Origin of the sequence: Amycolatopsis benzoatilytica AK 16/65 (assembly GCF_000383915.1) — a bacterium.
Lineage (GTDB): Bacteria > Actinomycetota > Actinomycetes > Mycobacteriales > Pseudonocardiaceae > Amycolatopsis > Amycolatopsis benzoatilytica.
On the sequence record NZ_KB912942.1, the window covers coordinates 555,585 to 575,376 of the forward strand.

General features: G+C 70.2%; 18 protein-coding genes. 9 read left to right on the forward strand and 9 right to left on the reverse strand.

All coding sequences use genetic code 11. The features are described from left to right. The first annotated feature begins 9 nt into the window (after positions 1-9). Positions 10-342 carry a VOC family protein gene (locus AMYBE_RS0102605; RefSeq protein ID WP_020657775.1) on the forward strand — a complete coding sequence of 111 codons (333 nt, stop codon included), beginning with the start codon at positions 10-12 and terminating at the stop codon, positions 340-342. 220 nt (positions 343-562) lie between these two features. On the opposite strand, the gene AMYBE_RS0102610 is transcribed toward AMYBE_RS0102605, so the two are convergent. From AMYBE_RS0102610 to AMYBE_RS0102625, 4 genes are all read right to left on the reverse strand, one after another. Next, positions 563-1,468 (reverse strand): amino acid ABC transporter permease, encoded by a 906-nt coding sequence (locus AMYBE_RS0102610; protein ID WP_020657776.1) that lies wholly within the window; start codon positions 1,466-1,468, stop codon positions 563-565. Further along, a complete protein-coding gene (locus tag AMYBE_RS0102615; protein WP_020657777.1) occupies positions 1,465-2,151 on the reverse strand; it encodes an amino acid ABC transporter permease in 687 nt (228 codons plus the stop codon). Before AMYBE_RS0102615 ends, AMYBE_RS0102610 begins: the two co-directional genes overlap by 4 nt. A gap of 73 nt (positions 2,152-2,224) precedes the next feature. Continuing rightward, entirely contained in the window at positions 2,225-3,067 is an 843-nt protein-coding gene (locus tag AMYBE_RS0102620) for a glutamate ABC transporter substrate-binding protein (protein ID WP_027927311.1), read from the reverse strand. 27 nt (positions 3,068-3,094) lie between these two features. Next, entirely contained in the window at positions 3,095-3,823 is a 729-nt protein-coding gene (locus tag AMYBE_RS0102625; RefSeq protein ID WP_211226909.1) for an amino acid ABC transporter ATP-binding protein, read from the reverse strand. 282 nt (positions 3,824-4,105) lie between these two features. Between AMYBE_RS0102625 and AMYBE_RS0102630 the strand changes: the two genes are divergently transcribed. Together AMYBE_RS0102630 and AMYBE_RS0102635 are read left to right on the forward strand one after the other, a co-directional pair. Continuing rightward, positions 4,106-4,774 (forward strand): response regulator transcription factor, encoded by a 669-nt coding sequence (locus AMYBE_RS0102630; RefSeq protein WP_027927312.1) that lies wholly within the window; start codon positions 4,106-4,108, stop codon positions 4,772-4,774. A gap of 3 nt (positions 4,775-4,777) precedes the next feature. Then, positions 4,778-6,178: a sensor histidine kinase gene (locus AMYBE_RS0102635; RefSeq protein ID WP_020657781.1), complete on the forward strand. Its 1,401-nt coding sequence runs from the start codon at positions 4,778-4,780 to the stop codon at positions 6,176-6,178. A gap of 30 nt (positions 6,179-6,208) precedes the next feature. Here the strand turns inward: AMYBE_RS0102635 and AMYBE_RS0102640 are convergent, their stop codons facing one another. Together AMYBE_RS0102640 and AMYBE_RS0102645 are read right to left on the reverse strand one after the other, a co-directional pair. Continuing rightward, the gene (locus tag AMYBE_RS0102640) at positions 6,209-7,126 is read right to left on the reverse strand and encodes a TAXI family TRAP transporter solute-binding subunit (RefSeq protein ID WP_027927313.1); all 918 of its coding nucleotides are present in this window, start codon (positions 7,124-7,126) and stop codon (positions 6,209-6,211) included. A gap of 23 nt (positions 7,127-7,149) precedes the next feature. Next, entirely contained in the window at positions 7,150-7,896 is a 747-nt protein-coding gene (locus AMYBE_RS0102645; RefSeq protein WP_020657783.1) for a heparin lyase I family protein, read from the reverse strand. A 668-nt stretch (positions 7,897-8,564) separates the two neighbouring features. On the opposite strand from AMYBE_RS0102645, the gene miaB reads away from it, so the two are divergent. Both miaB and AMYBE_RS0102655 read left to right on the forward strand, forming a co-directional pair. Then, complete coding sequence (gene miaB, locus AMYBE_RS0102650) at positions 8,565-10,046, forward strand: tRNA (N6-isopentenyl adenosine(37)-C2)-methylthiotransferase MiaB (protein ID WP_020657784.1); 1,482 nt, start codon at positions 8,565-8,567, stop codon at positions 10,044-10,046. Continuing rightward, positions 10,043-10,519 carry an Rv2732c family membrane protein gene (locus AMYBE_RS0102655; RefSeq protein ID WP_020657785.1) on the forward strand — a complete coding sequence of 159 codons (477 nt, stop codon included), beginning with the start codon at positions 10,043-10,045 and terminating at the stop codon, positions 10,517-10,519. The genes miaB and AMYBE_RS0102655 overlap by 4 nt, the downstream gene beginning before the upstream one ends. A gap of 131 nt (positions 10,520-10,650) precedes the next feature. Here AMYBE_RS0102655 and AMYBE_RS0102660 read toward each other — a convergent pair whose 3' ends face one another. Next, positions 10,651-11,964 (reverse strand): DUF349 domain-containing protein, encoded by a 1,314-nt coding sequence (locus AMYBE_RS0102660; protein WP_020657786.1) that lies wholly within the window; start codon positions 11,962-11,964, stop codon positions 10,651-10,653. A 222-nt stretch (positions 11,965-12,186) separates the two neighbouring features. On the opposite strand from AMYBE_RS0102660, the gene miaA reads away from it, so the two are divergent. Together miaA and dapF are read left to right on the forward strand one after the other, a co-directional pair. Next, entirely contained in the window at positions 12,187-13,107 is a 921-nt protein-coding gene (gene miaA / locus AMYBE_RS0102665) for a tRNA (adenosine(37)-N6)-dimethylallyltransferase MiaA (RefSeq protein WP_034286713.1), read from the forward strand. A gap of 9 nt (positions 13,108-13,116) precedes the next feature. After that, a complete protein-coding gene (dapF, locus tag AMYBE_RS0102670) occupies positions 13,117-13,944 on the forward strand; it encodes a diaminopimelate epimerase (protein ID WP_020657788.1) in 828 nt (275 codons plus the stop codon). Here dapF and valS read toward each other — a convergent pair whose 3' ends face one another. Together valS and AMYBE_RS0102680 are read right to left on the reverse strand one after the other, a co-directional pair. Further along, complete coding sequence (gene valS, locus AMYBE_RS0102675; RefSeq protein ID WP_020657789.1) at positions 13,945-16,446, reverse strand: valine--tRNA ligase; 2,502 nt, start codon at positions 16,444-16,446, stop codon at positions 13,945-13,947. It lies immediately after the preceding gene. A 9-nt stretch (positions 16,447-16,455) separates the two neighbouring features. Further along, complete coding sequence (locus AMYBE_RS0102680) at positions 16,456-17,709, reverse strand: MFS transporter (protein WP_027927315.1); 1,254 nt, start codon at positions 17,707-17,709, stop codon at positions 16,456-16,458. Positions 17,710-17,771: 62 nt separating this feature from the next. Between AMYBE_RS0102680 and AMYBE_RS0102685 the strand changes: the two genes are divergently transcribed. Beyond that, positions 17,772-18,278, forward strand: a complete 507-nt coding sequence (locus AMYBE_RS0102685) for a winged helix-turn-helix domain-containing protein (RefSeq protein WP_027927316.1) — start codon at positions 17,772-17,774, stop codon at positions 18,276-18,278. A 43-nt stretch (positions 18,279-18,321) separates the two neighbouring features. Continuing rightward, on the forward strand, positions 18,322-19,767 hold the full coding sequence (gene hflX, locus AMYBE_RS0102690) for a GTPase HflX (RefSeq protein ID WP_020657792.1): 1,446 nt from the start codon (positions 18,322-18,324) through the stop codon (positions 19,765-19,767). Positions 19,768-19,792: the final 25 nt, after the last annotated feature.

Here is a 19,792-nt window from a genome sequence, read left to right on the forward strand (position 1 = left end):
GGTGCGCACGTGATCGTGTACAGCGACGACGCCGCGGCGGACCGGGAGTTCCTGCGGGACGTACTGGACTTCGGCAGCGTCGACGCCGGCGGCGGCTGGCTCATTTTCCGGTTGCCGCCCGCGGAAATCGCGGTGCACCCGGCGGAAGGGGAGCCGCGGCACGAGCTTTACCTGATGTGCGACGACCTCGACGAGACGGTGCGGCACCTGACTGCGAAGGGTGCTGAACTGGCAGGCGAAGTCACGGCGGCGGCCTGGGGCGATCGGATTTCGCTTCGCTTGCCGAGCGGGTCGGTGCTGCCGCTGTATCAGCCGCGGCATCCGGTCGCGCACGAGCAGTAGGGCGGTCGCATCCGGGCGGTCTCCCAAGGGGGCCGCCTCGGCTGTCGCGGGCGAATCCGGTGCCGCACGTCGCGAAACACGTCAAGGTGTCCGTGACGTTCAACGCGCCGCCGCCGCGAAGGCGTCGATGTCCATCGAACAGGATTTCACCTACGACCCGGAATACTGAGAAACGGCGGAGGGGCGGCACGCGAGTCGCGTGCCGCCCCTCCACCGGCTTTCAGGCTGCCCGACCGGTATCGAGATCCGTCGGGATGTGCAGCGTCGTCGGTTCGGCGCCGTCGCCGCCGACGGCTCGCGGAGCTTTGCGCCGCCGGGACAGACGACGTTCCAGCCAGCTAGCGAAGGCGGACAGGAGGAGGTTCAGCGCGATGTAGATCAGCGCCACCACGATCAGCGTCGGGATCGTATTGCCGAAGTTGGCGGTGATCGTGCCGGAGGTCCGGATCAGTTCGGTGTAGCCGATCGTCAGCTGGCCCGCCAGTGCGGTGTCCTTGAGCACCACCACGAGCTGGCTCACGATCGCCGGCAGCATGAGCGTGATCGCCTGGGGAAGCAGGATCGAAACCAGCAACTGCGACTTGCGCAGGCCCAGTGCCGAAGCGGCCTCCGTCTGCCCCTTCGGCAGCGCCAGGATCCCGGCGCGGAACACCTCCGCCAGCACCGATCCGTTGTAGAGCACCAAACCGGTCACGGCCGCGAACAGCGGGCGGGTGTCGGAGCTGATGTCGGTGTAGTAGGAGTACAACGAGGCAGCGAAGACCATCAGCATCAGCACCGGGATGGCGCGGAAGAACTCGACCACGACGTTCGCGGGCAGCCTGATCCACTTGTGGTCGGACAGTCGCGCGATGCCCAGCAGCGCGCCGACCGGCAGGGCGATCACGATCGAGAGCGCGGCCGCTTCCAGCGTCTTGACGAGACCGGGCAGCAAGAACTGGGTCCAGGTGGTGCCTTCCGCGAAGGGCTTCCACAGCGCGCCCGCCCACTGGCCCTTCTTCGCGAAGCCGTCGTAGACGAACCACGCGACGGCCAGCACGGCTAGCACGAAAATCACGGAGTAGAGGAGGTTGCGGACCTTGGCCTTCGGCCCCGGCGCGTCGTAGAGGACGTTCTGCGTGCTCATCGCTTCACCTCCGCTTTCTTGGCGACCCAGCCGAGGAACAGGCCGAGCGGCAGCACCAGGATCACGAACCCGAGCGCGAAGATCAGGAAGACCAGGAAGAGCGAGTCGGACTCGTTCTCGATCATCGACGACATCAGCAGCGCCGCCTCGGCGACGCCGATGACGGCGGCGACGGTGGTGTTTTTCAGCAGCGCGATCAGCACGTTCGCCAGCGGCGCGATCACCGCGCGGAACGCCTGCGGCAGCACGATGAGCCGCAGCACCTGGCCGAAGCCGAGGCCGAGCGCACGCGCCGCCTCGGCCTGGCCGACCGGCACCGTGTTGATGCCCGAGCGCAGCGACTCGCACACGAACGTCGCGGTGTAGGCGATGAACCCGATGACCGCCAGCCGGAACGAGTTGTCCGCCAGCGACGTCGCCGAGTTCGCCGCGGCCAGCTTCAGCCCGAGCGTCGAGGAAAGGCCCAGCGACGTGAACACGATGATGACCGTCAGCGGCGTGTTGCGGAAGACGTTCACGTAGGCCGTGCCGAACGCCCGCATCAGCGGGACCGGGCTGACCCGCATGGCGACCAGCAGTGTGCCCCAGATCAACGACCCGATCGCCGCCCAGAAGGTGAGCTGGATCGTCGTCCAGAACGCGCCCAGGAGGTCGTAGTCGGGATTGCTCAGAAAGTCGAACACCGTTCCTGCCCTTGGTGTCACGACGGTGCGCCGCGGCGGGCGCGGCGCACCGTCGAGGTGGTCGGATCCGCGATCAGGAGGCGATCGGCGGCGGCGCGGACGGGAGGTTGTACTTGGCCTGGCCGACGTTGTCCTTCAGCGCCTTGGCCCAGCTGCCGTCCTGCTCCATCTTCAAGATGGCGTCGTTGATGGCCTTCTGGCCGGCGGTGTCGCCCTTCTTGAGGCCCACGCCGTACTTCTCGTCGGTGAAGCCCTTGCCGACGACCTTGAGCTTGTCGGGCTGCTGCAGCGCGTAGCCCGCCAAGATGATGTCGTCGGTGGTCACCGCGTCGACTTCACCGTTGAGCAGCGAGGTGATGCAGTCGGTGTACTTGCCGCGCTCGAGCAGCTGCACGTCCTTCGCGTACTTCGCCTTCACGTTCTGCGCCGGCGTCGAACCCTTGACCGAGCAGAGCTTCTTGTTCCCGTTCAGCGATTCCGGGCCGGTGATGCTGGTTTCGTTCGAGCGGACGAGCAGGTCCTGGTGCGCCACGAAGTACGGGCCGCCGAACGAGACCTCGTTCTTGCGCTTGTCGGTGATCGAGTAGGTGGCGACGATGAAGTCGACCTCGCCCTTCTTGATCAGGTCCTCGCGCTGCGCGGACTGCGATTCCTTCCAGGTGATGTTCTTCTCGTCGACGCCGAGCTGCTTCGCGATGTACTTCGCGACGTCCACGTCGAATCCGGCGTACGTGCCGTCCGGCTTCTTCAGGCCGAGGCCCGGCTGGTCGAACTTGATGCCGATGGTCAGCTTCTTGTCGTTCTTGGCCTTGTCGACCAAGTTGCCGGAGGCGCTGCTCCCGCCGCCGCATGCGGTCAGGGCGAGGCCCAGGGCCGCGACGGCTGCGCCGGCGCGCACAAATCGGCTCCACTGCATGGTGTCGTCCGTTCCCTTCGAATTCGTTCAGTGCGTCAAGATCTTGCCGAGGAAGTCCTTCGCCCGCTCGCTCTTGGGCTGGGTGAAGAACTCGTCGGGAGTGCTGTCCTCGACGATCTCGCCGTCGGCCATGAAGATGACCCGGTCGGCCGCGCGGCGGGCGAAGCCCATCTCGTGGGTGACCACGAGCATCGTCATGCCTTCCTTGGCGAGGCCGGTCATCACGTCCAGCACTTCCTGGACCATCTCCGGGTCCAGCGCCGAGGTCGGCTCGTCGAACAGCATCACCTTCGGCGTCATCGCGAGCGCGCGGGCGATCGCCACCCGCTGCTGCTGGCCGCCGGACAGCTGCGCCGGGTACTTGTCCGCCTGGTTCGCGATGCCGACCCGCTCGAGCAGTTCCATCGCGGTCTTGCGGGCCTCGGCCTGGGCGATCTTGCGGACCTTCTGCGGCGCCAGCATGACGTTCTCGAGGATCGTCTTGTGCGCGAACAGGTTGAACGACTGGAAGACCATCCCGACGTCGGCGCGCAGCGCGGCCAGCGCTTTGCCCTCCGAGGGCAGCGGCACGCCGTCGACGGCGATCTCGCCGGAGTCGATAGGCTCGAGCCGGTTGATCGCCCGGCACAGCGTCGACTTGCCCGACCCGGACGGACCGAGCACCACGACGACCTGGCCGCGCGGCACCTCGAGGGTGATGTCCCGCAGCACGTGCAGCTCGCCGAAGTGCTTGTTCACGGCGGCCGCCTTGATCATCGGCGTCGCCACCTCGGTGGTCATGTGGCCTCCAGAGCTCCGTTGGTCGTCCGGCGTCCGGCGGGACAGGGGCCCGCCTCGCTGGCGGGAAACCTACCCCGGGGACACGCCTTGTAAAGACGGCTTGAGCAATACTTAGGGTTTCAACTACGTATCGGGTCCGAGCCGTCGGGGACAGCGATCAGCCTAGTCCGGACTGTGGCCGCCGCCACTCGCCGTGTCCGCGCGGCGTGGCACCCTAGAGTGCCCGCTACCGTGGTCTGGATCACCGGGAGGCTGACTTTGCGCGTGCTGCTGGTCGAAGACGACGACCGCGTCGCGGGTGCGCTGGTGCCCGCGCTGACCCGGCGCGGGCTCACGATGCAGCGGCTGCCGTCCGGGGCCGGGGTGCTCGACCGGGTGCACGACGTCGACGTGATCCTGCTGGACCTGGGCCTGCCCGACGTCGACGGCGTCGTCCTGTGCCGCCAGATCCGCGCGGTCAGCGACGTCGCGGTGATCGTGGTGTCCGCGCGCGGCGAGGTGGACGACCGGGTGCACGGCCTGCGCGCCGGCGCCGACGACTATCTGGTCAAGCCCTACGACGTGGAGGAGCTGCTCGCGCGGGTGGAAGCGGTGCGCCGCCGGCGCGGCGAGCGGACCGCGCCGGCCGCGGCGGTGGTCGAGGTCGGCGACGTCCGGATCGACCTGGCTCGGCACGAGGTGATTGTCGCGGGGGAGCCGGTCGCGCTGTCCCGCAAAGAGTTCCAGGTGCTGGCGCTGGTCGCGGGGGCGGGCGGCGCGGTGTGCTCGCGCGAGCAGGTGCTGAACGAGGTCTGGGGGCATCGCAGCGCCGCCGAGAGCCGGTCGCTCGACGTGCACGTCGCCACCCTGCGCACCAAGCTCGGCCGTCCGGCGCTCATCGAGACGGTCCGCGGCGTCGGCTACCGGCTGGGCAGCGGACGGGACTGAGCGGTGCGCGTCCGCCTGCAGGGCATCGTCGTCACGCTCGTGGCGCTGCTCGTGTTCGGCCTGGGCATCCCGCTGGCGCTGAGCGTCGCGAGCAGCCTTCAGCAGCAGCTGTTCCTCGACCGGCTGACCGACACCTCCCGGTTCGCCTCCCTCGCCCAGCGTCCGCTGCTGGACAACCATCTCGGCCTGCTGGAGCCCGAACTGCGCCGGTACACCGAGGTGTACGGGGTGAAGGTGATCGTGGTGAACCAGGACGGCGCGGTGGTGCTGAGCTCGCTCGGCGGCACCGACGCCGAACGCGTCGACCGGGCCGCGATCGACACGCCGGTGAACAAGGCACTCGCCGCGCGACCGCCGGAGGCCGGGTCGCTGCTGATGCCGTGGGCGAGCGCGCCGCTGGTGCTGGCCGAGCCGATCCTGATCGACGGCGAGGTACGCGGCGCCGTGGTGACGGAATCGGCCACCGACAGCATCCGGACCCGGCTGCTGTGGCAGTGGCTGCTGCTCGCGGCGGCGTCGCTGGTCGCGTTCGGGCTCGCGTTGCTGGTCGCGCTGCCGGTGGTGCGCTGGACACTGCGCCCGGTGCGCCGGCTCGACGAGGCGACCGGTGCGCTGGTCGCGTCCGTGGTCAGCGGCCGCGAGGCGGAGCCGGTGGGGGAGAGCGGAGGCCCGCCGGAGCTGCGCCAGCTCGGCCGGTCCTTCGACCGGATGGCGGCCAGTGTTTCCGAAGCGCTCGCCGCGCAGCGCGCGTTCGTCGCCGACGCCTCGCATCAGCTGCGCAATCCGTTGACCGCGCTGAAGATCCGGCTGGGCAACTTGAACGGCCAGGTCACCGACGAAGCCGCGGCCGCCGACCTCGAAGCGGCGCAGGTCGATGCCAAGCGGCTGAACCAGATCCTCGACGAGCTGCTGTCGATGGCCCGCGCCGAGGCGGCGGGCGGGGAACTGGTTTCGGTGGACCTCGCCGAGGTGATCGCGGACCGGGTCGCGGACTGGTCGGTCGTCGGAGCCGCCCGTGAGGTCGCGTTGACCAGCACGGTCGACGTGCACGGCGCGCATGTCCTGGTGCCGCCGCGCGGGCTGGAGGTCATCCTCGACGCGTTGCTGGACAACGCGCTCAAGTTCAGCCCATCGGGTACCGCGGTCGAGGTCTCCGCGACGGTCGACGGCGGGCGGGCCGCGCTGTCGATCCGCGACCACGGCCCCGGCTTGCGCGAGGACGAGCTGGAGCGCGCGACCGACCGGTTCTGGCGCAGCCCAGCGCACCAGAACGTGCCCGGGTCCGGCCTGGGCCTGGCGATCGTGACCGAGATCGTCCGGCATTCCGGCGGCGACGTGCGACTGTCCCTGCCCGAGGGCGGCGGGCTGCGGATCGTTATGGACTTCCCGGTCGAGGAGCGCTGACGGGAACGCGCATCCGGGAATCTGCCGAAACTAGACCTTCTCCGCGCGGTAATACGCCAGCGCGCCCGGGTGCAGCGGGAGCGGCTCGGTCTCGATCCCGGGATGGACGTCGATCGACAGCGCGGCCCGGTTCACCGCCGCGAGCTGCGGGCGGGCGTCGTAGAGACCCTTGGTGAGCGCCTCGGCGACGTCGGCCGGCATCGACGTGGGCACGACCAGGAAGTTCGGCACGACGAGCGTCGTGACCGGGCCGGGCTGGTCGTACGTGCTGCCCGGGATGGTCGCGGTGCCGTACACCGTGCTGAACCGCTGCATGCCCGGCATCAGCGCGGACAGGTCGAGCAACCGCAGGCCGATCTCCCGGTTGTACTGGGTGATCAGCGGGGTCGGCAGGCCGCCGGACCAGAACAGGGCGTCGATCTTGCGGTCGCGCAGCGCGGCGAGCGACGCTTCGAGCCCGAGCGGGGTTACCGGGCTGATCCCTTTCAGCCCGGCGACCTGCAGGACCCGGTCCGCGATGTACTCGACCCCGGACTCCGGCGAGCCGACCGCGATGGGGTGCCCCTTGAGCATCCCGACCGAGGTGTAGGGCGAGTCCTCGCGGACGACGACGTGCAAGTAGTCGTCGTGGATGCGGGCGAGCGCGGCCAGCTTCCCGGGATGCGCGGCCGCCGCGTCCGCGGCCAGGTCCGCGGCGACGAACGCGACGTCCGCGCTCCCGGAAAGCACTCGGTTGAGGTTGTCCCGCGACCCTTGGGTGGCGAGCACGGCGGGCTGTTCGATGCCCAGTTCGCCGGCCCAGGCGGTGGCCAGCGGCGCGGCGAGATCGTGGTAGACGCCGCCCACCGATCCCGCCGCGACCCGCAGCCGCAGGCCCGGGAAGCTCGGCCCGCACCCGGTCAGCAGCACCATCAGCACCGCTAACGCCGCCGGCAGCCTCCATCGCATGCAGCGATGGTGCCAGATCCGGCTCAGCCGGTGACGTCAGTCAGGCTGGTGCCCATCCGGATCGTGCTGAACGTCTGGGTCGCGGCCTGGTCGGCCTGGTGGTAGACGCCCCACTTCAGGTAGTCGCGGGTGCCGTCGTAGGTGGTGCCGGTGTAGCTGGTCGACCCGTTGGCGAACGTCTGCTGCTTGCCGCCGAACCAGAATTGGATGGTGCCTTTGGTGCGGTCGGCGGAGACGTGAAGCGCGAAGTCATACCACTTGTCGTTCTGGAACGGCGTGCTCCACAGCGGGACATTGGTGTGGTCGGTGGTCCACTCGTCCAGCCGGAGTTTGCCGCCGATCACCTCCAGGACGATCGGGTGGTTCGCGGTGCCGGTGCTCGGGCTGCATTTCAGCTGGAACACGTACCGGCTGGTGGAATCGGTGATGTGGTACTTCGAGGACCAGCCGAGGTAAAACGTCTGGCCCTGCTTCACGTCCGGGCCCTCGACCTCGCACCGTTCGGCGCCGGCGGCCTGCTTGGCCACCCACACCTTTCCCTTGGCCGTGTCGCTCGCGGTGGTGAATTGGCTGCTGCCCTCGTCGCATTGGACCGACTGGAACGCCGATGGCCCCTTGGCCGGGTCTGCGGACCAGGTGACCGAGGCCGGCGTGACGGCGGCGGACGGCGAAACCGGCGCGGCGGTCACCGGAGCCGCGGCGAACGCCGCCGCGGCAAGGGCGGCCACGCCCGCGAACGCTGTCGCGGAGCAGGCGAAAACTTTGTTCACTTTTCCTCCTGAGCGGCGGCGGTCAGAGTGGAAACAATGCTGGGGAGCATATCGGCTGGAGATTCCGGAAAACAATCGGGAGTTTCTCCGCGGAGTCGGGGTCTCTGGGCAGGGCCGGGTCGGTGGTCGCGGTGTCCGCCCGGACGAGTCGGGCTTTCGTCGCTCCCACAGGACCTTTGCTTCGAGAAGTCCGTGGAGGGCCCCTTGCCGGAATGAGATTCCCTTCGGGGTTTCTCGCGGACTTGTCGCGCTCAGTGAGATACCTCTTTGTTCCGGATGGTCGATTCGACGCCATTTCTTTCCCGGTCAATGGGTATCTTTCCCGGTTATCGGAATGGGTGGCGGCATAACGGGAATCCGGCTGACGTTCCCGGTCCGACGCGACGACGCCGTCGCGGTGCGCCGGGACACCCGCTCGGTTCTGTCGTCCCCGCGGAGGAGGACGGCGGGTGGTCGCTGTCCGACGACGCGGCAGACGAGATGGTCGGCGCGCTCCGCGGCCGTCGGCACGGGTCGGCTGTGCGCTGATCCATCAGGCGGGCAATCCGGAGATCGAGCTCGCGGCGCTGTCCCGGGACGAGGCGATGGACGGCTCGGCCGGTTTGGGGCCGAAGGCGTCGAGCGGGCCTCGGCAAGGCAGAAGAAGCGCGAGGCTACCCTGGACCGCGATGAACGCGAAAACGTACCAGATCCGCACGTTCGGCTGCCAGATGAACGTGCACGACTCCGAACGGCTCGCCGGCCAGCTCGAGGAAGCCGGCTACGTCCCCGTCGCCGGGGAGACGAAGCCGGATCTGGTCGTGTTCAACACCTGCGCGGTGCGGGAGAACGCGGACAACAAGCTGTACGGCACGCTCGGCCACCTGCGCCCGGACAAGGTCGCGAACCCGGACATGCAGATCGCCGTCGGCGGCTGTCTCGCGCAGAAGGACCGCGGCGACATCGTCAAGCGCGCGCCGTGGGTCGACGTCGTCTTCGGGACGCACAACATCGGCTCGCTGCCGACGCTGCTGGAGCGCGCGCGGCACAACGCCGAGGCCGAGGTCGAAATCCTCGAATCGCTCGAGACGTTCCCGTCCACGCTGCCCGCCCGCCGCGAATCGTCGTACGCGAGCTGGGTGTCGGTTTCGGTCGGCTGCAACAACACCTGCACGTTCTGCATCGTGCCGTCGCTGCGCGGCAAGGAGCGCGACCGCCGCCCCGGCGAGATCCTCGCCGAGGTCGAGGCGCTGGTCGCGGAGGGCGTGCTCGAAGTGACTTTGCTGGGTCAGAACGTCAACTCCTACGGCGTCGAGTTCGGCGACCGGCTCGCGTTCGGCAAACTGCTGCGCGCGACCGGCGGGATCGACGGGCTGGAGCGCGTGCGGTTCACCTCGCCGCATCCGGCCGCGTTCACCTCCGACGTGATCGAGGCGATGGCCGAGACGCCGAACGTCTGCCACCAGCTGCACATGCCGCTGCAGTCCGGTTCGGACCGGGTGCTGCGCGAGATGCGCCGCTCGTACCGGTCCACGCGGTTCCTGAACATCCTCGACGAGGTGCGCGCCGCGATGCCGGACGCCGCCATCACCACCGACATCATCGTCGGCTTCCCCGGCGAGACCGAGGAGGACTTCCAGGCGACGCTGGACGTCGTGCGCGCCGCCCGGTTCTCCAGCGCGTTCACCTTCCAGTACTCGAAGCGCCCCGGGACGCCCGCCGCGGAGATGGTCGAACAGCTGCCGAAGGCGGTCGTGCAGGAGCGCTACGACCGGCTGGTCGAGCTGCAGAACGAGATCTCCTGGGAAGAGAACCGCAAGCTGGTCGGCAGCCGGGTCGAGCTGCTGGTGGCCGCGGGAGAAGGCCGCAAGGACGCCGAGACGCACCGGATGAGCGGCCGCGCCCGCGACGGGCGGCTGGTGCACTTCACGCCTTCGGGCCCGGCGGTGGACCGCGCGGTCCGGCCGGGCGACGTCGTGGAGACGGTGATCAGCTACGGCGCACCGCACCATCTGGTCGCCGACGGCGACCTCCGGACGCACCGCCGCACCAAGGCGGGCGACAACGCCGAAGCCGGTCTTCGGCCCAAGACGAGCGGGGTCACCCTGGGGCTGCCGGGCTTCGGCGCCCCGGCGGCGCAGCCGGCCCCGGTGAGTGGGTGTGCAGGATGAGCGAACCGGGAACGCCGGCCGAGGTCGAGCGGCAGCTGGGCGAAGAGATCGACAGCGTCGGCCGGGTCTGGTCGCGGACGATCGAGCTGGGCAGGCGCGGATTCACCATCTCGGTGCTGATCTTCGTGCTGCTGATCATGCAGCTGCTGCCGTGGGCCGAGGGCCGCGCGGGCTGGGAAACGCTGGCCGGGCACGCCGGCGGCGTCCCGCAGCTGTTCGCGGCGACGTCGACCGGCATCGGCGTGTTCGTGGGTGCGGTGGCCCTGGTGTCGCGGCGCTGGTGGATCGCCTGGTGCGCCGCACTGGGCGGCTGGTTCGCTTCGGTGGACGGCCTGCTGGCGATCTGGTCGCAGCAGTCCGCGCACGCGAGCGGCGCGGTCGGCGGCGGCCCGGGGATCGGCATGATCGTGGCGTGGATCGCGACGATCGTCCTCGCGACGATGTGGATGCGGACGGCGTTTTCCCGCGCCTGATCCCTTCCGTCCAGGTTCGGGACGGGCCCGTTGAGGGAATCTGATTCCCTCAACGGGCCCGTCGCGGCTTTCGGGGGCAGGCAGCGAAAACGGCCGGCACCCCAGGGGCACCGGCCGTCTCGTTCCAACCCTCAGCGATCCGCGACGGCGGCCTCCGCTGCCTGCATCCATTCGCGCCACTGCGCGGCCTGCTCCTCGGCCTTCTTCGCCCGTCGCTCGTCGCCGGCCGCTCGGGCCTTCGCCGCCTGGGACTCGAACTGCTCCACGCGCTCGCGGAACTGGGCGGCCCGGGCCATCGCCTCCGGGTCGGTGCGGCGCCAGAGGCTGTCCTCGGCCGACTTCACCGCGTCCTGCACGGCCTTGAGCCGGCCGTCCAGCTCGCGGATGCGTTCGCGCGGGACCTTGCCGATCTCGTCCCACTGCTCCTGGATCCGGCGCAGCGCCGACTTGGCCGCGTCCAGGTTCGCCGCGACGTCGATCTTCTCGGCCTCGGCCAGCAGCTCTTCCTTGCGCACCGCGTTGCCGGCGAACTCCGCGTCGCGCTCGGAGAACACCGCCGAGCGGCGGGCGAAGAAGGCGTCCTGGGCGGCGCGGAACCGCTGCCACAGCGCCTCGTCGCTGTCCTTCGGCGCGCGCCCGGCGGCCTTCCACTCGGCCATCAGCTCCTTGTAGCGGCCGGCGGTGGCGCCCCAGTCGTCCGACTCGGACAGCGCTTCCGCCTCGGCGATGAGCTCTTCCTTGCGGTGCTTCGCGCTCGCCCGCTGCTTGTCCAGCTCGGCGAAGTGCGAGCCGCGGCGGCGGTTGAACGCCTCGCGGGCTTTCGAGAACCGCTTCCACAGCTCGTCGTCGGTCTTGCGGTCGACGCCCTTGACCGTCTTCCACTCGTCGAGGATCGCGCGCAGCCGGTCGCCGGCGACCTTCCACTGGGTGGAGTCGGCGGCGATCTTCTCCGCCTCCTCGGCCAGCGCCTGCTTGCGTGCGACGGCAGCGGCGCGGGCTTCTTCGCGCTCGTGCTTGACGTTGACCAGCGCCTTCTCCGCCAGGCCGATCACGAACTCGAGCCGCGCGGCCAGCGCCGCGAGGTCGCCGACCACGGCTGCCTCGCCGAGGCCGTCGCGGATCTGGGTCGCGCTCGAGAGCGCGTGCTTCGGGTCGCCCGCGCCGGAGTTCAGCCGCGTTTCGAGCAGTTCGACCTCGGTGCGCACGTCGTCGAAGCGGCGCGCGTAGTGCAGCAGACCCTCTTCGGGAGTGCCGGCCTGCCAGACCCCGACCTCGCGCTCGCCGTCCGCGGTGAAGACATAGACGGTGCCTTCGTCGTTGACCCGGCCCCAGTTGGCGGGGGCGGGTTCGGCCGGCGGCACCGGCGGTGCGGCAGGGCCCGCGCCCTGCGCGTGCGGCACCGGGTGCGGTGCCGGAGTGCCGGGGGACGTGTTCTCCTGGGCCATCGCAGGCTCCTTATCGCCTGTACGCCCGCGGCTGCGGGCGCCCCGCCGCGTGAGCGGGGCCGGGTTACGCTGTCGTGCTTCTCCAGGGGCATGGGGCCCCAGCGGCATTGAAGCAGCTCAGCGCCCGCCGTGGTACTCCGATGAGTTCCCTGAAGCCGTTGATCCTACTTCTCCTTGACGCTCTGTGCCCGTGCCTGGCCCGGCCGGGTACCGTTCGCCAGCGTGATCAGCCCTGTTCAACCGCTCCGTCCAGTGGCTGTCGTCGGCCCTACCGCGACCGGCAAGACGGCGCTCGCGGTCGAGCTGGCGCTGGCGTTGGACGGCGAAGTGGTGAACGCCGACGCGCTGCAGCTCTACCGCGGCATGGACATCGGCACCGCCAAAGCGACCACGGCGGAACGGCGCGGCGTCCCGCATCACCTGCTCGACGTGCTCGACGTGACTGAGACCGCGTCGGTCGCCGCCTATCAGCGCGACGCCCGCCGCACGATCGAGCGGATTCTGGCCACCGGCCGGGTACCGGTGCTGACCGGCGGCTCGGGCCTGTACGTCCAAGCTGTCCTGGACGATCTCAAGTTCCCCGGCACTGATCCGGCGGTGCGCGCCCGGCTCGACAGCGAGGCCGCCGAGCTCGGCACCGCCGCGCTCTACACCCGGCTGCAGCAGCTCGATCCGGCGGCGGCGGTGGCGATCCTGCCCACCAACACCCGGCGCATCGTGCGCGCGCTGGAGGTCATCGAGATCACCGGAGAACCGTTCTCGGCGAACCTGCCCAAGCCCGGGCCGGCGCGCTGGGACACCGTGCTGATCGGTGTCGACCGCGAGGTCGCCGAGCTGGACGAGCGCGTCGACCTGCGGGTGGAGCGGATGTTCGAGGCGGGTCTGGTCGACGAGGTGCGCGAGCTGATCAAGCACGGCCTGCGCGAGGGGAAGACCGCTTCGCGGGCGCTCGGCTACCAGCAGGTGCTCGCCGAACTGGACGGCGAGGGGGACTTCGCGGCGGCTGCCGCGGCGACCGCGCAGGCCACTCGGCGGTTCGTGCGCAGGCAGCGTTCGTGGTTCCGCCGGGACAAGCGGATCCAATGGTTCGACGGCGGATCGGACGCGCTGGCCGCGCGGGTCCTCGCCGCGCTCGACCAGTAGCCTGGTCACATGGGCGGCATCGAATTCCTCAAGGGCCACGGCACGCAGAACGACTTCGTGCTGCTGCCCGACCCGTCCGGCCGCCTGGACCTCACCGTCGCCCGGGTCGCCGCGCTGTGCGACCGCCAGCGGGGCATCGGCGCGGACGGCGTGCTGCGGGTCGTGCGCGCCGCGGCGATCGGCGAGAAGTCCGCCGGCGAGTGGTTCATGGACTACCGCAACGCGGACGGCTCGATCGCTGAGATGTGCGGCAACGGCACCCGGGTCTTCGCGCGCTACCTCGTCGATTCGGGACTGGCTGGCGAGGGCGAGTTCGTGATCGGCACCCGGGCGGGCGACCGGCCGGTCGTCGTGCACCCGGACCGCTCGGTCACCGTCCAGATGGGACCGGCGACCATCACCGGGACCTCGGTCACCGTGGTGGCCGGGCAGCCGTTCTCCGGGGTCGCCGTCAACGTCGGCAACCCGCACCTGGTGTCGGTGACCGACACCGACATCGCCGGGCTCGACCTGCGCGACCAGCCGGACTTCGACCACGACGTGTTCCCGTCCGGGGTGAACCTGGAGTTCGTGAACGTGCTCGGCGAGGGCGCGCTGCGGATGCGCGTGCACGAGCGCGGCGTCGGCGAGACGCACGCCTGCGGCACCGGCACGGTCGCCGCGGTGGCCGCTTCGCTGCACCTGGCAGGCCAGGACGCGGGGGAGTCCACTGTGGACATACCGGGCGGGCGGGTGTCGGTGACGGTCGGGCGCGGCGAGTCCACGCTGACCGGTCCGGCGGAGATCGTCGCCCGCGGCGAGCTGGACGAAGCCTGGTGGCTCGCCGCGGGCGAGTGATCAGCCGATCGTCACGTCGAAGGCGAGATCGCCTTCCCGCGTCGACACGGAGGTGACCGCGCCGGCGATCCGGACGTCCGCGGCGACCTCGGCGAAGCCGGCCAAAACGTCCGCCGGAGCGGTCACCGACAGAGTCTCGACGGCGGTCCGCATCGACACCTTCGCGTCCGTCTTCGCCCGGCGCACCGCCGCGATCACCGAACCGGCCAGCGGCAGCAACGCGGCGTCCCCGTCCGTTTCCGGCGCGGTCGGCCACGCGGCCTGATGCACCGAGCCCTCCTGCCACCACGACCAGATCTCTTCGGCGGCGAACGGCAGCACCGGGGCGAACATCCGCACCAGCGCGGACAGCGCAGTGCGCAACGCCACCTGCGCTGATTCGGCCGCCGCCGGGCCGCGGTCGCCGTACGCCCGGCCCTTCACGAGTTCCACGTAGTCGTCGCAGAACGTCCAGAAGAACGTCTCCGTCACTTGCAGCGCCCGAGCCTGGTCCAGCGATTCGAACGCCGCCGTCGCTTCCTCGACCACCGTCGCCAGCGTGGCGAGCACGGACCGGTCCAGCGGTTCGGTCGCGGCGGCTTCCGGCGACGGGAGACCGAGGCCGAGCACGAACCGGCTGACGTTCAGCAGCTTCGTCGCCAGCCGACGGCCGACCTTCATCTGGCCCTCGTCCACCGCGGTGTCGACGCCCGGCCGCGCGCTCGCCGCCCAGTAGCGGACGGCGTCGGAACCGTGCCGGTCCAGCAGGTCCGCGGGCGTGACGACGTTGCCGACCGACTTCGACATCTTCTTGCGGTCCGGGTCGAGCACCCAGCCGGAGATGACCGCGTCCCGCCACGGCAGCACGCCTTCCTCCAGTTCGGCGCGCACCGTGGTGGAGAACAGCCAGGTCCGGATGATCTCGTGCGCCTGCGGCCGCAGCGAGTACGGGAACACCCGGCGGAAGAGGTCGTCGTCGATGCTCCAGCGGCCGGCGATCTGCGGCGTCAGCGACGAGGTCGCCCAGGTGTCCATCACGTCCGCTTCGGCGGCGAACCCGCCGGGCACCCCGCGCTGGTCCCCGGTGTAGCCGGGCGGCACGTCGCTGCTCGGGTCGACCGGCAGGCTCGCGTCGTCCGGCACCAGCACCTTGTCGTGGTCCGGCTCGCCGTCGGCGTCGAGTGGGTACCAGACCGGGATCGGGACGCCGAAGAACCGCTGCCTGCTGACCAGCCAGTCGCTCGTCAGGCCCTCGACCCAGCTGCGATAGCGCACCTGCATGTGCGGCGGCACCCAGTTCAGTTCCTCGCCGCGGCGCAGCAGTTTCGCGCGCAGGGCGTCGTCGCGGCCGCCGTTGCGCAGGTACCACTGGCGGCTGGTGACGATTTCGAGCGGTTTGTCGCCCTTTTCGTAGAACTTCACCGGATGCGTGATCGGCCGCGGCTCGCCGCGCAGCGCGCCCGCCTCGCGCAGCAGGTCGACCAGGATCTGCCGTCCAGTGTGGACAGTCTTGCCGGCCAGCGGTGCGTACGCGTCGGCGGGCACGCCGGGAGGCGGCTCGGACCGGAACCGGCCGTCGCGGCCGAGCGCCGGGCGCGTTTCCAGCCGCAGCGCCCGCCACCAGGTGACGTCGGTGGTGTCGCCGAACGTGCAGACCATCGCGATGCCGGTGCCCTTTTCCGGATCGGCGAGATGGTGCGCGTGCACCGGCACCTCGACGCCGAACACCGGCGTGCGCACGGACTTTCCGAAGAGACCCCGGTACCGCTCGTCGTCCGGATGCGCCACCAGCGCGACGCACGCGGGCAGCAGTTCGGGCCGGGTCGTGCAGATCAGCACTTCGGTGCCGTCGTCCGCGGCGAAGGCGAGATCGTGGTACGCGCCAGGGCGTTCCCGGTCTTCGAGCTCAGCCTGGGCGACCGCGGTGCGGAAGGTGACGTCCCAGAGCGTCGGGGCTTCGGACTGGTACGCCTCGCCGCGTGCGAGGTTGCGCAGGAACGCGCGTTGCGAGATCTCCGTGGTCGCCGGGTCGATCGTCTGGTACGCCAGCGTCCAGTCCACCGACAGCCCGATGCTCCGCCAGACCTCCTCGAACACCTTCTCGTCGGTTTCGGTCAGCTGCCGGCACAGTTCCACGAAATTGCGCCGGGACACCGGAATCGCGTTCTTGCCGGGCTTCTCCGGCGGCGTGAACGCGGGGTCGTAGGGGAGCGAGGGTTCGCAGCGCACGCCGAAGTGGTTCTGCACGCGGCGTTCGGTGGGCAGGCCGTTGTCGTCCCAGCCCACCGGATAGAACACCGAACGGCCGCGCATCCGTTGGTAGCGCGCGAGAACGTCGGTGTGCGTATAGGAGAAGACGTGGCCGATGTGCAGCGAACCGCTCGCGGTCAGCGGCGGCGTGTCGATCGAGTAGACGTCCGGGCGGGACCGGTCGAACCGGTATACGCCTTCGCGCTCCCACACCGGTGCCCATTTGGCGGTCAGGCCGTCGACGCTGGTCTGGTGCGGGATCTTCTCGTCCATGTCCGCACTTTACGGCGCGGGCACAACCATTTTCGCGCTGGTCGGCAGGTCGCGCATCCGCCGCAGCGGCGAGCAGACCACCCACAGCGCGCCGAGCAGTTCGCCGGCACTGGCCATCCAGAACGCGCCGGTGAGCCCGAACCATTCGCCGAGCCCGCCGCCGAGCAGCCCGCCCAGCGGCAGCGAGCCCCACACGATGAACCGGACGCTCGCGTTCATCCGGCCGAGCAGCCGGTCCGGCGTGATCGCCTGGCGGTAGGACACCTGCGCGATGTTGTAGAGGATCACGCCGAAGCCGAACGCGGCCAGCCCGAACCCGGCGAGCGCGAGCCGCCAGCCCGGTGCCGCGAGCGGGACCAGCAGCCCGCCCGGCCACACCGTCGTCGGCACCAGCCAGATCGACCGGGCCTGCCCGATCTTCCGGATGATCGGCCCGGCGCAGAGCGCGGCGATGATGCCGCCGATGCCGCCGACCGCGAGCAGCCCGCCGACTTCGGCCGGCTTCAGCCCGGCGGTGCGGGTCAGGAACAGCACCTGAACGGCCTGGGCCGCGCCGTTGAAGAAGTTGGACGTCGCGGTGCAGGCGACGATCGCGCGCAGCGGCCGGTCCGAGACGACGAACTTCAGGCCCTCCAGCATCTGCGGCAGCAGACGCTCGTGTTCGGCTCGCTCGGGCCGCTCTTCGACGGTGCGGATGCGCCAGAGGCACAGTGCGGAGGTGAGGTAGCCGAACCCGGTGACCAGGATCGTGCTGGCCGCGCCGAGGAACTGCACGAGCACACCGGCGAGGCTAGGCCCGGCGATCTGCGCCGAGGACTGGACTGCCTGCAGTTTGGCGTTGCCTTCCAGCAGCTTCTCGCGGCCGACCAGTGCGGGCAGATACGCCTGGTAGGAAACGTCGAAGAACACCGTCGCCAGGCCGGTGAACAGGACCACTACGAGCAATTGCGCCATCGTCAGCACGCCGGCCCACCAGGCCAGCGGGACGCTGAGCAGCAGCACGCCGCGGACCAGGTCGGCGGCGAGCATCAGCGACCGCTTGCGCATCCGGTCCACCCACACGCCCGCGGGCAGGCCGATGACCAGGAAGCCGAGCGTCTCGGCCATGGTCAGCAGGCCCATCTCGAACGGGGTAGCCGCCAGCACGCCCGCGGCGAGCAGCGGGATCGCCGTGATGCCGACGAACATCCCCAGCTGGCTGGCGGTGTCCCCAGCCCAGAGCCGCCGGAAGTCGGCGTGGAAGAAGAGTGAGTCTCGACGCACCCGATCGAGTGTTGTCGAGTGATTGGAAAGAGTCAATCACTTTGCCCGCCTAGGCTGGCGGGGTGTCGGGAAAACTGCGTCGGTCCACGGAAGCGGAGGCGGCCGCGCTCGCGTCCGGAATACGCCTGCGCATTATCCGGTTGACCACCTTCGAGGCGATGACGAACAAAGAGCTGTCGGACCGGCTCGGCCGCGATCCCGCGACCACCCTGCACCACGTGCGACGGCTGGTCGACACCGGTTTCCTGGTCGCGCAGGAGCCGCGGCGCGGCGCGCGCGGGGCGAAGGAGATCCCGTACTTGTCCACCGGCTTGTCGTGGCGCTTGGACAACGACGACACGCACGCGGTGGCGGTCAACGAGGCGATGCTGGAGGCCTATCTGGCCGAGATCGCCGAGGCCGACCTCACCCGGACCGACGCCACCCGGCTCGTGGTGCAGGTGCCCGACCAGGACGTCGGGGAGTTCAAGCGGCGGCTCGCCGAACTGCTCGAAGAGTTCAAGTCCCGGCCCCGCGACCAGGCCGCCGAGCGTACCGCGGTGTACGTCTCGATTTATCCCAGCGGGTAATCCGCTCGGCTCCCGCGCCGAATCGTGGGACCATGGAGACACGATGACAGAACAGACACACGAAGACCTTTACGACTACGACAACGACTACGACCCCTCGGTCGGGGAGATGGAGCTCGAGGACCGCGCGTCGCTGCGCCGGGTCGCGGGCCTGTCCACCGAGCTCGAGGACGTCACCGAGGTCGAGTACCGGCAGCTGCGGCTGGAACGCGTTGTGCTGGTCGGCGTGTGGACTGAGGGCACCGCCGCGCAGTCCGAGGCGTCGCTGGCCGAGCTGGCGCGACTGGCCGAGACAGCGGGCTCGGAAGTGCTCGAGGGCCTCGTCCAGCGCCGCCAGAAGCCCGACCCGGCGACCTACATCGGGTCCGGCAAGGTGCGCGAACTGCGCGACGTGGTGGTGGCGACCGGAGCCGACACGGTGATCTGCGACGGCGAGCTTTCGCCCGGCCAGCTGCGCCAGCTGGAGGAGAAGGTCAAGGTCAAGGTGATCGACCGGACCGCCTTGATCCTGGACATCTTCGCCCAGCACGCCAGCTCGCGGGAGGGCAAGGCCCAGGTCGAGCTGGCCCAGCTGCAGTACCTCGTCCCGCGGCTGCGCGGCTGGGGTTCGGCGCTGTCCCGGCAGGCCGGTGGCCGTGCCGGCGGCGCGAACGGCGGCGTCGGCCTGCGCGGGCCTGGTGAAACGAAGCTGGAAACCGACCGGCGGCGGATCAGCAAGCGCGTGGCGAAGCTGCGCCGGGAGATCGCCGCGATGGACACCATCCGCGAGACCAAGCGCGGCAGGCGGGTGGCCAACGAGGTGCCGAGCGTGGCGATCGTGGGCTACACCAACGCCGGCAAGTCGAGCCTGCTCAACGCGCTGACCGGTGCGGGGGTGCTGGTGGAGGACGCGCTGTTCGCCACCCTGGACCCGACGACCCGGCGCGCCCAGACCGCCGACGGGCGCACCTTCACGCTGACCGACACCGTCGGGTTCGTGCGGCACCTGCCGCACCAGCTGGTGGACGCGTTCCGCTCGACGCTGGAGGAGGCGGCCGACGCCGATCTGCTGCTGCACGTCGTGGACGGTTCCGACCCGGCCCCGGAGGACCAGGTCAACGCGGTGCGCGAGGTGCTCGCGGAGATCACCAGCCGCCGCAAGGAGCCGCTCCCGCCGGAATTGCTGGTGATCAACAAGGCCGACGCGGCCGACCCGGTCACGCTGGCCCGGCTGCGGCACGCGCTGGCGGGCTCTGTGCAGATCTCGGCGCGCACCGGTTCCGGCGTGGCCGAGCTGGCCGAGGTGCTGGCCGAACGGCTGCCGCGCCCGGAAACGGTGATCGACGTGCTGGTTCCGTACGCGCGGGGAGAGCTCGTGTCCCGTGCACACGCGGAAGGCACCGTGCTGGAAGAAGAGCACGTCGCCGACGGCACCCGGCTGCGGGTGCGGGTCCGTCCGGACCTGGCGGCCGCGCTGCGCGTGTTCGAGACGAACGCATCGGCGCTCTGAACGTCTTCCGTAGTGCACGGCCCGG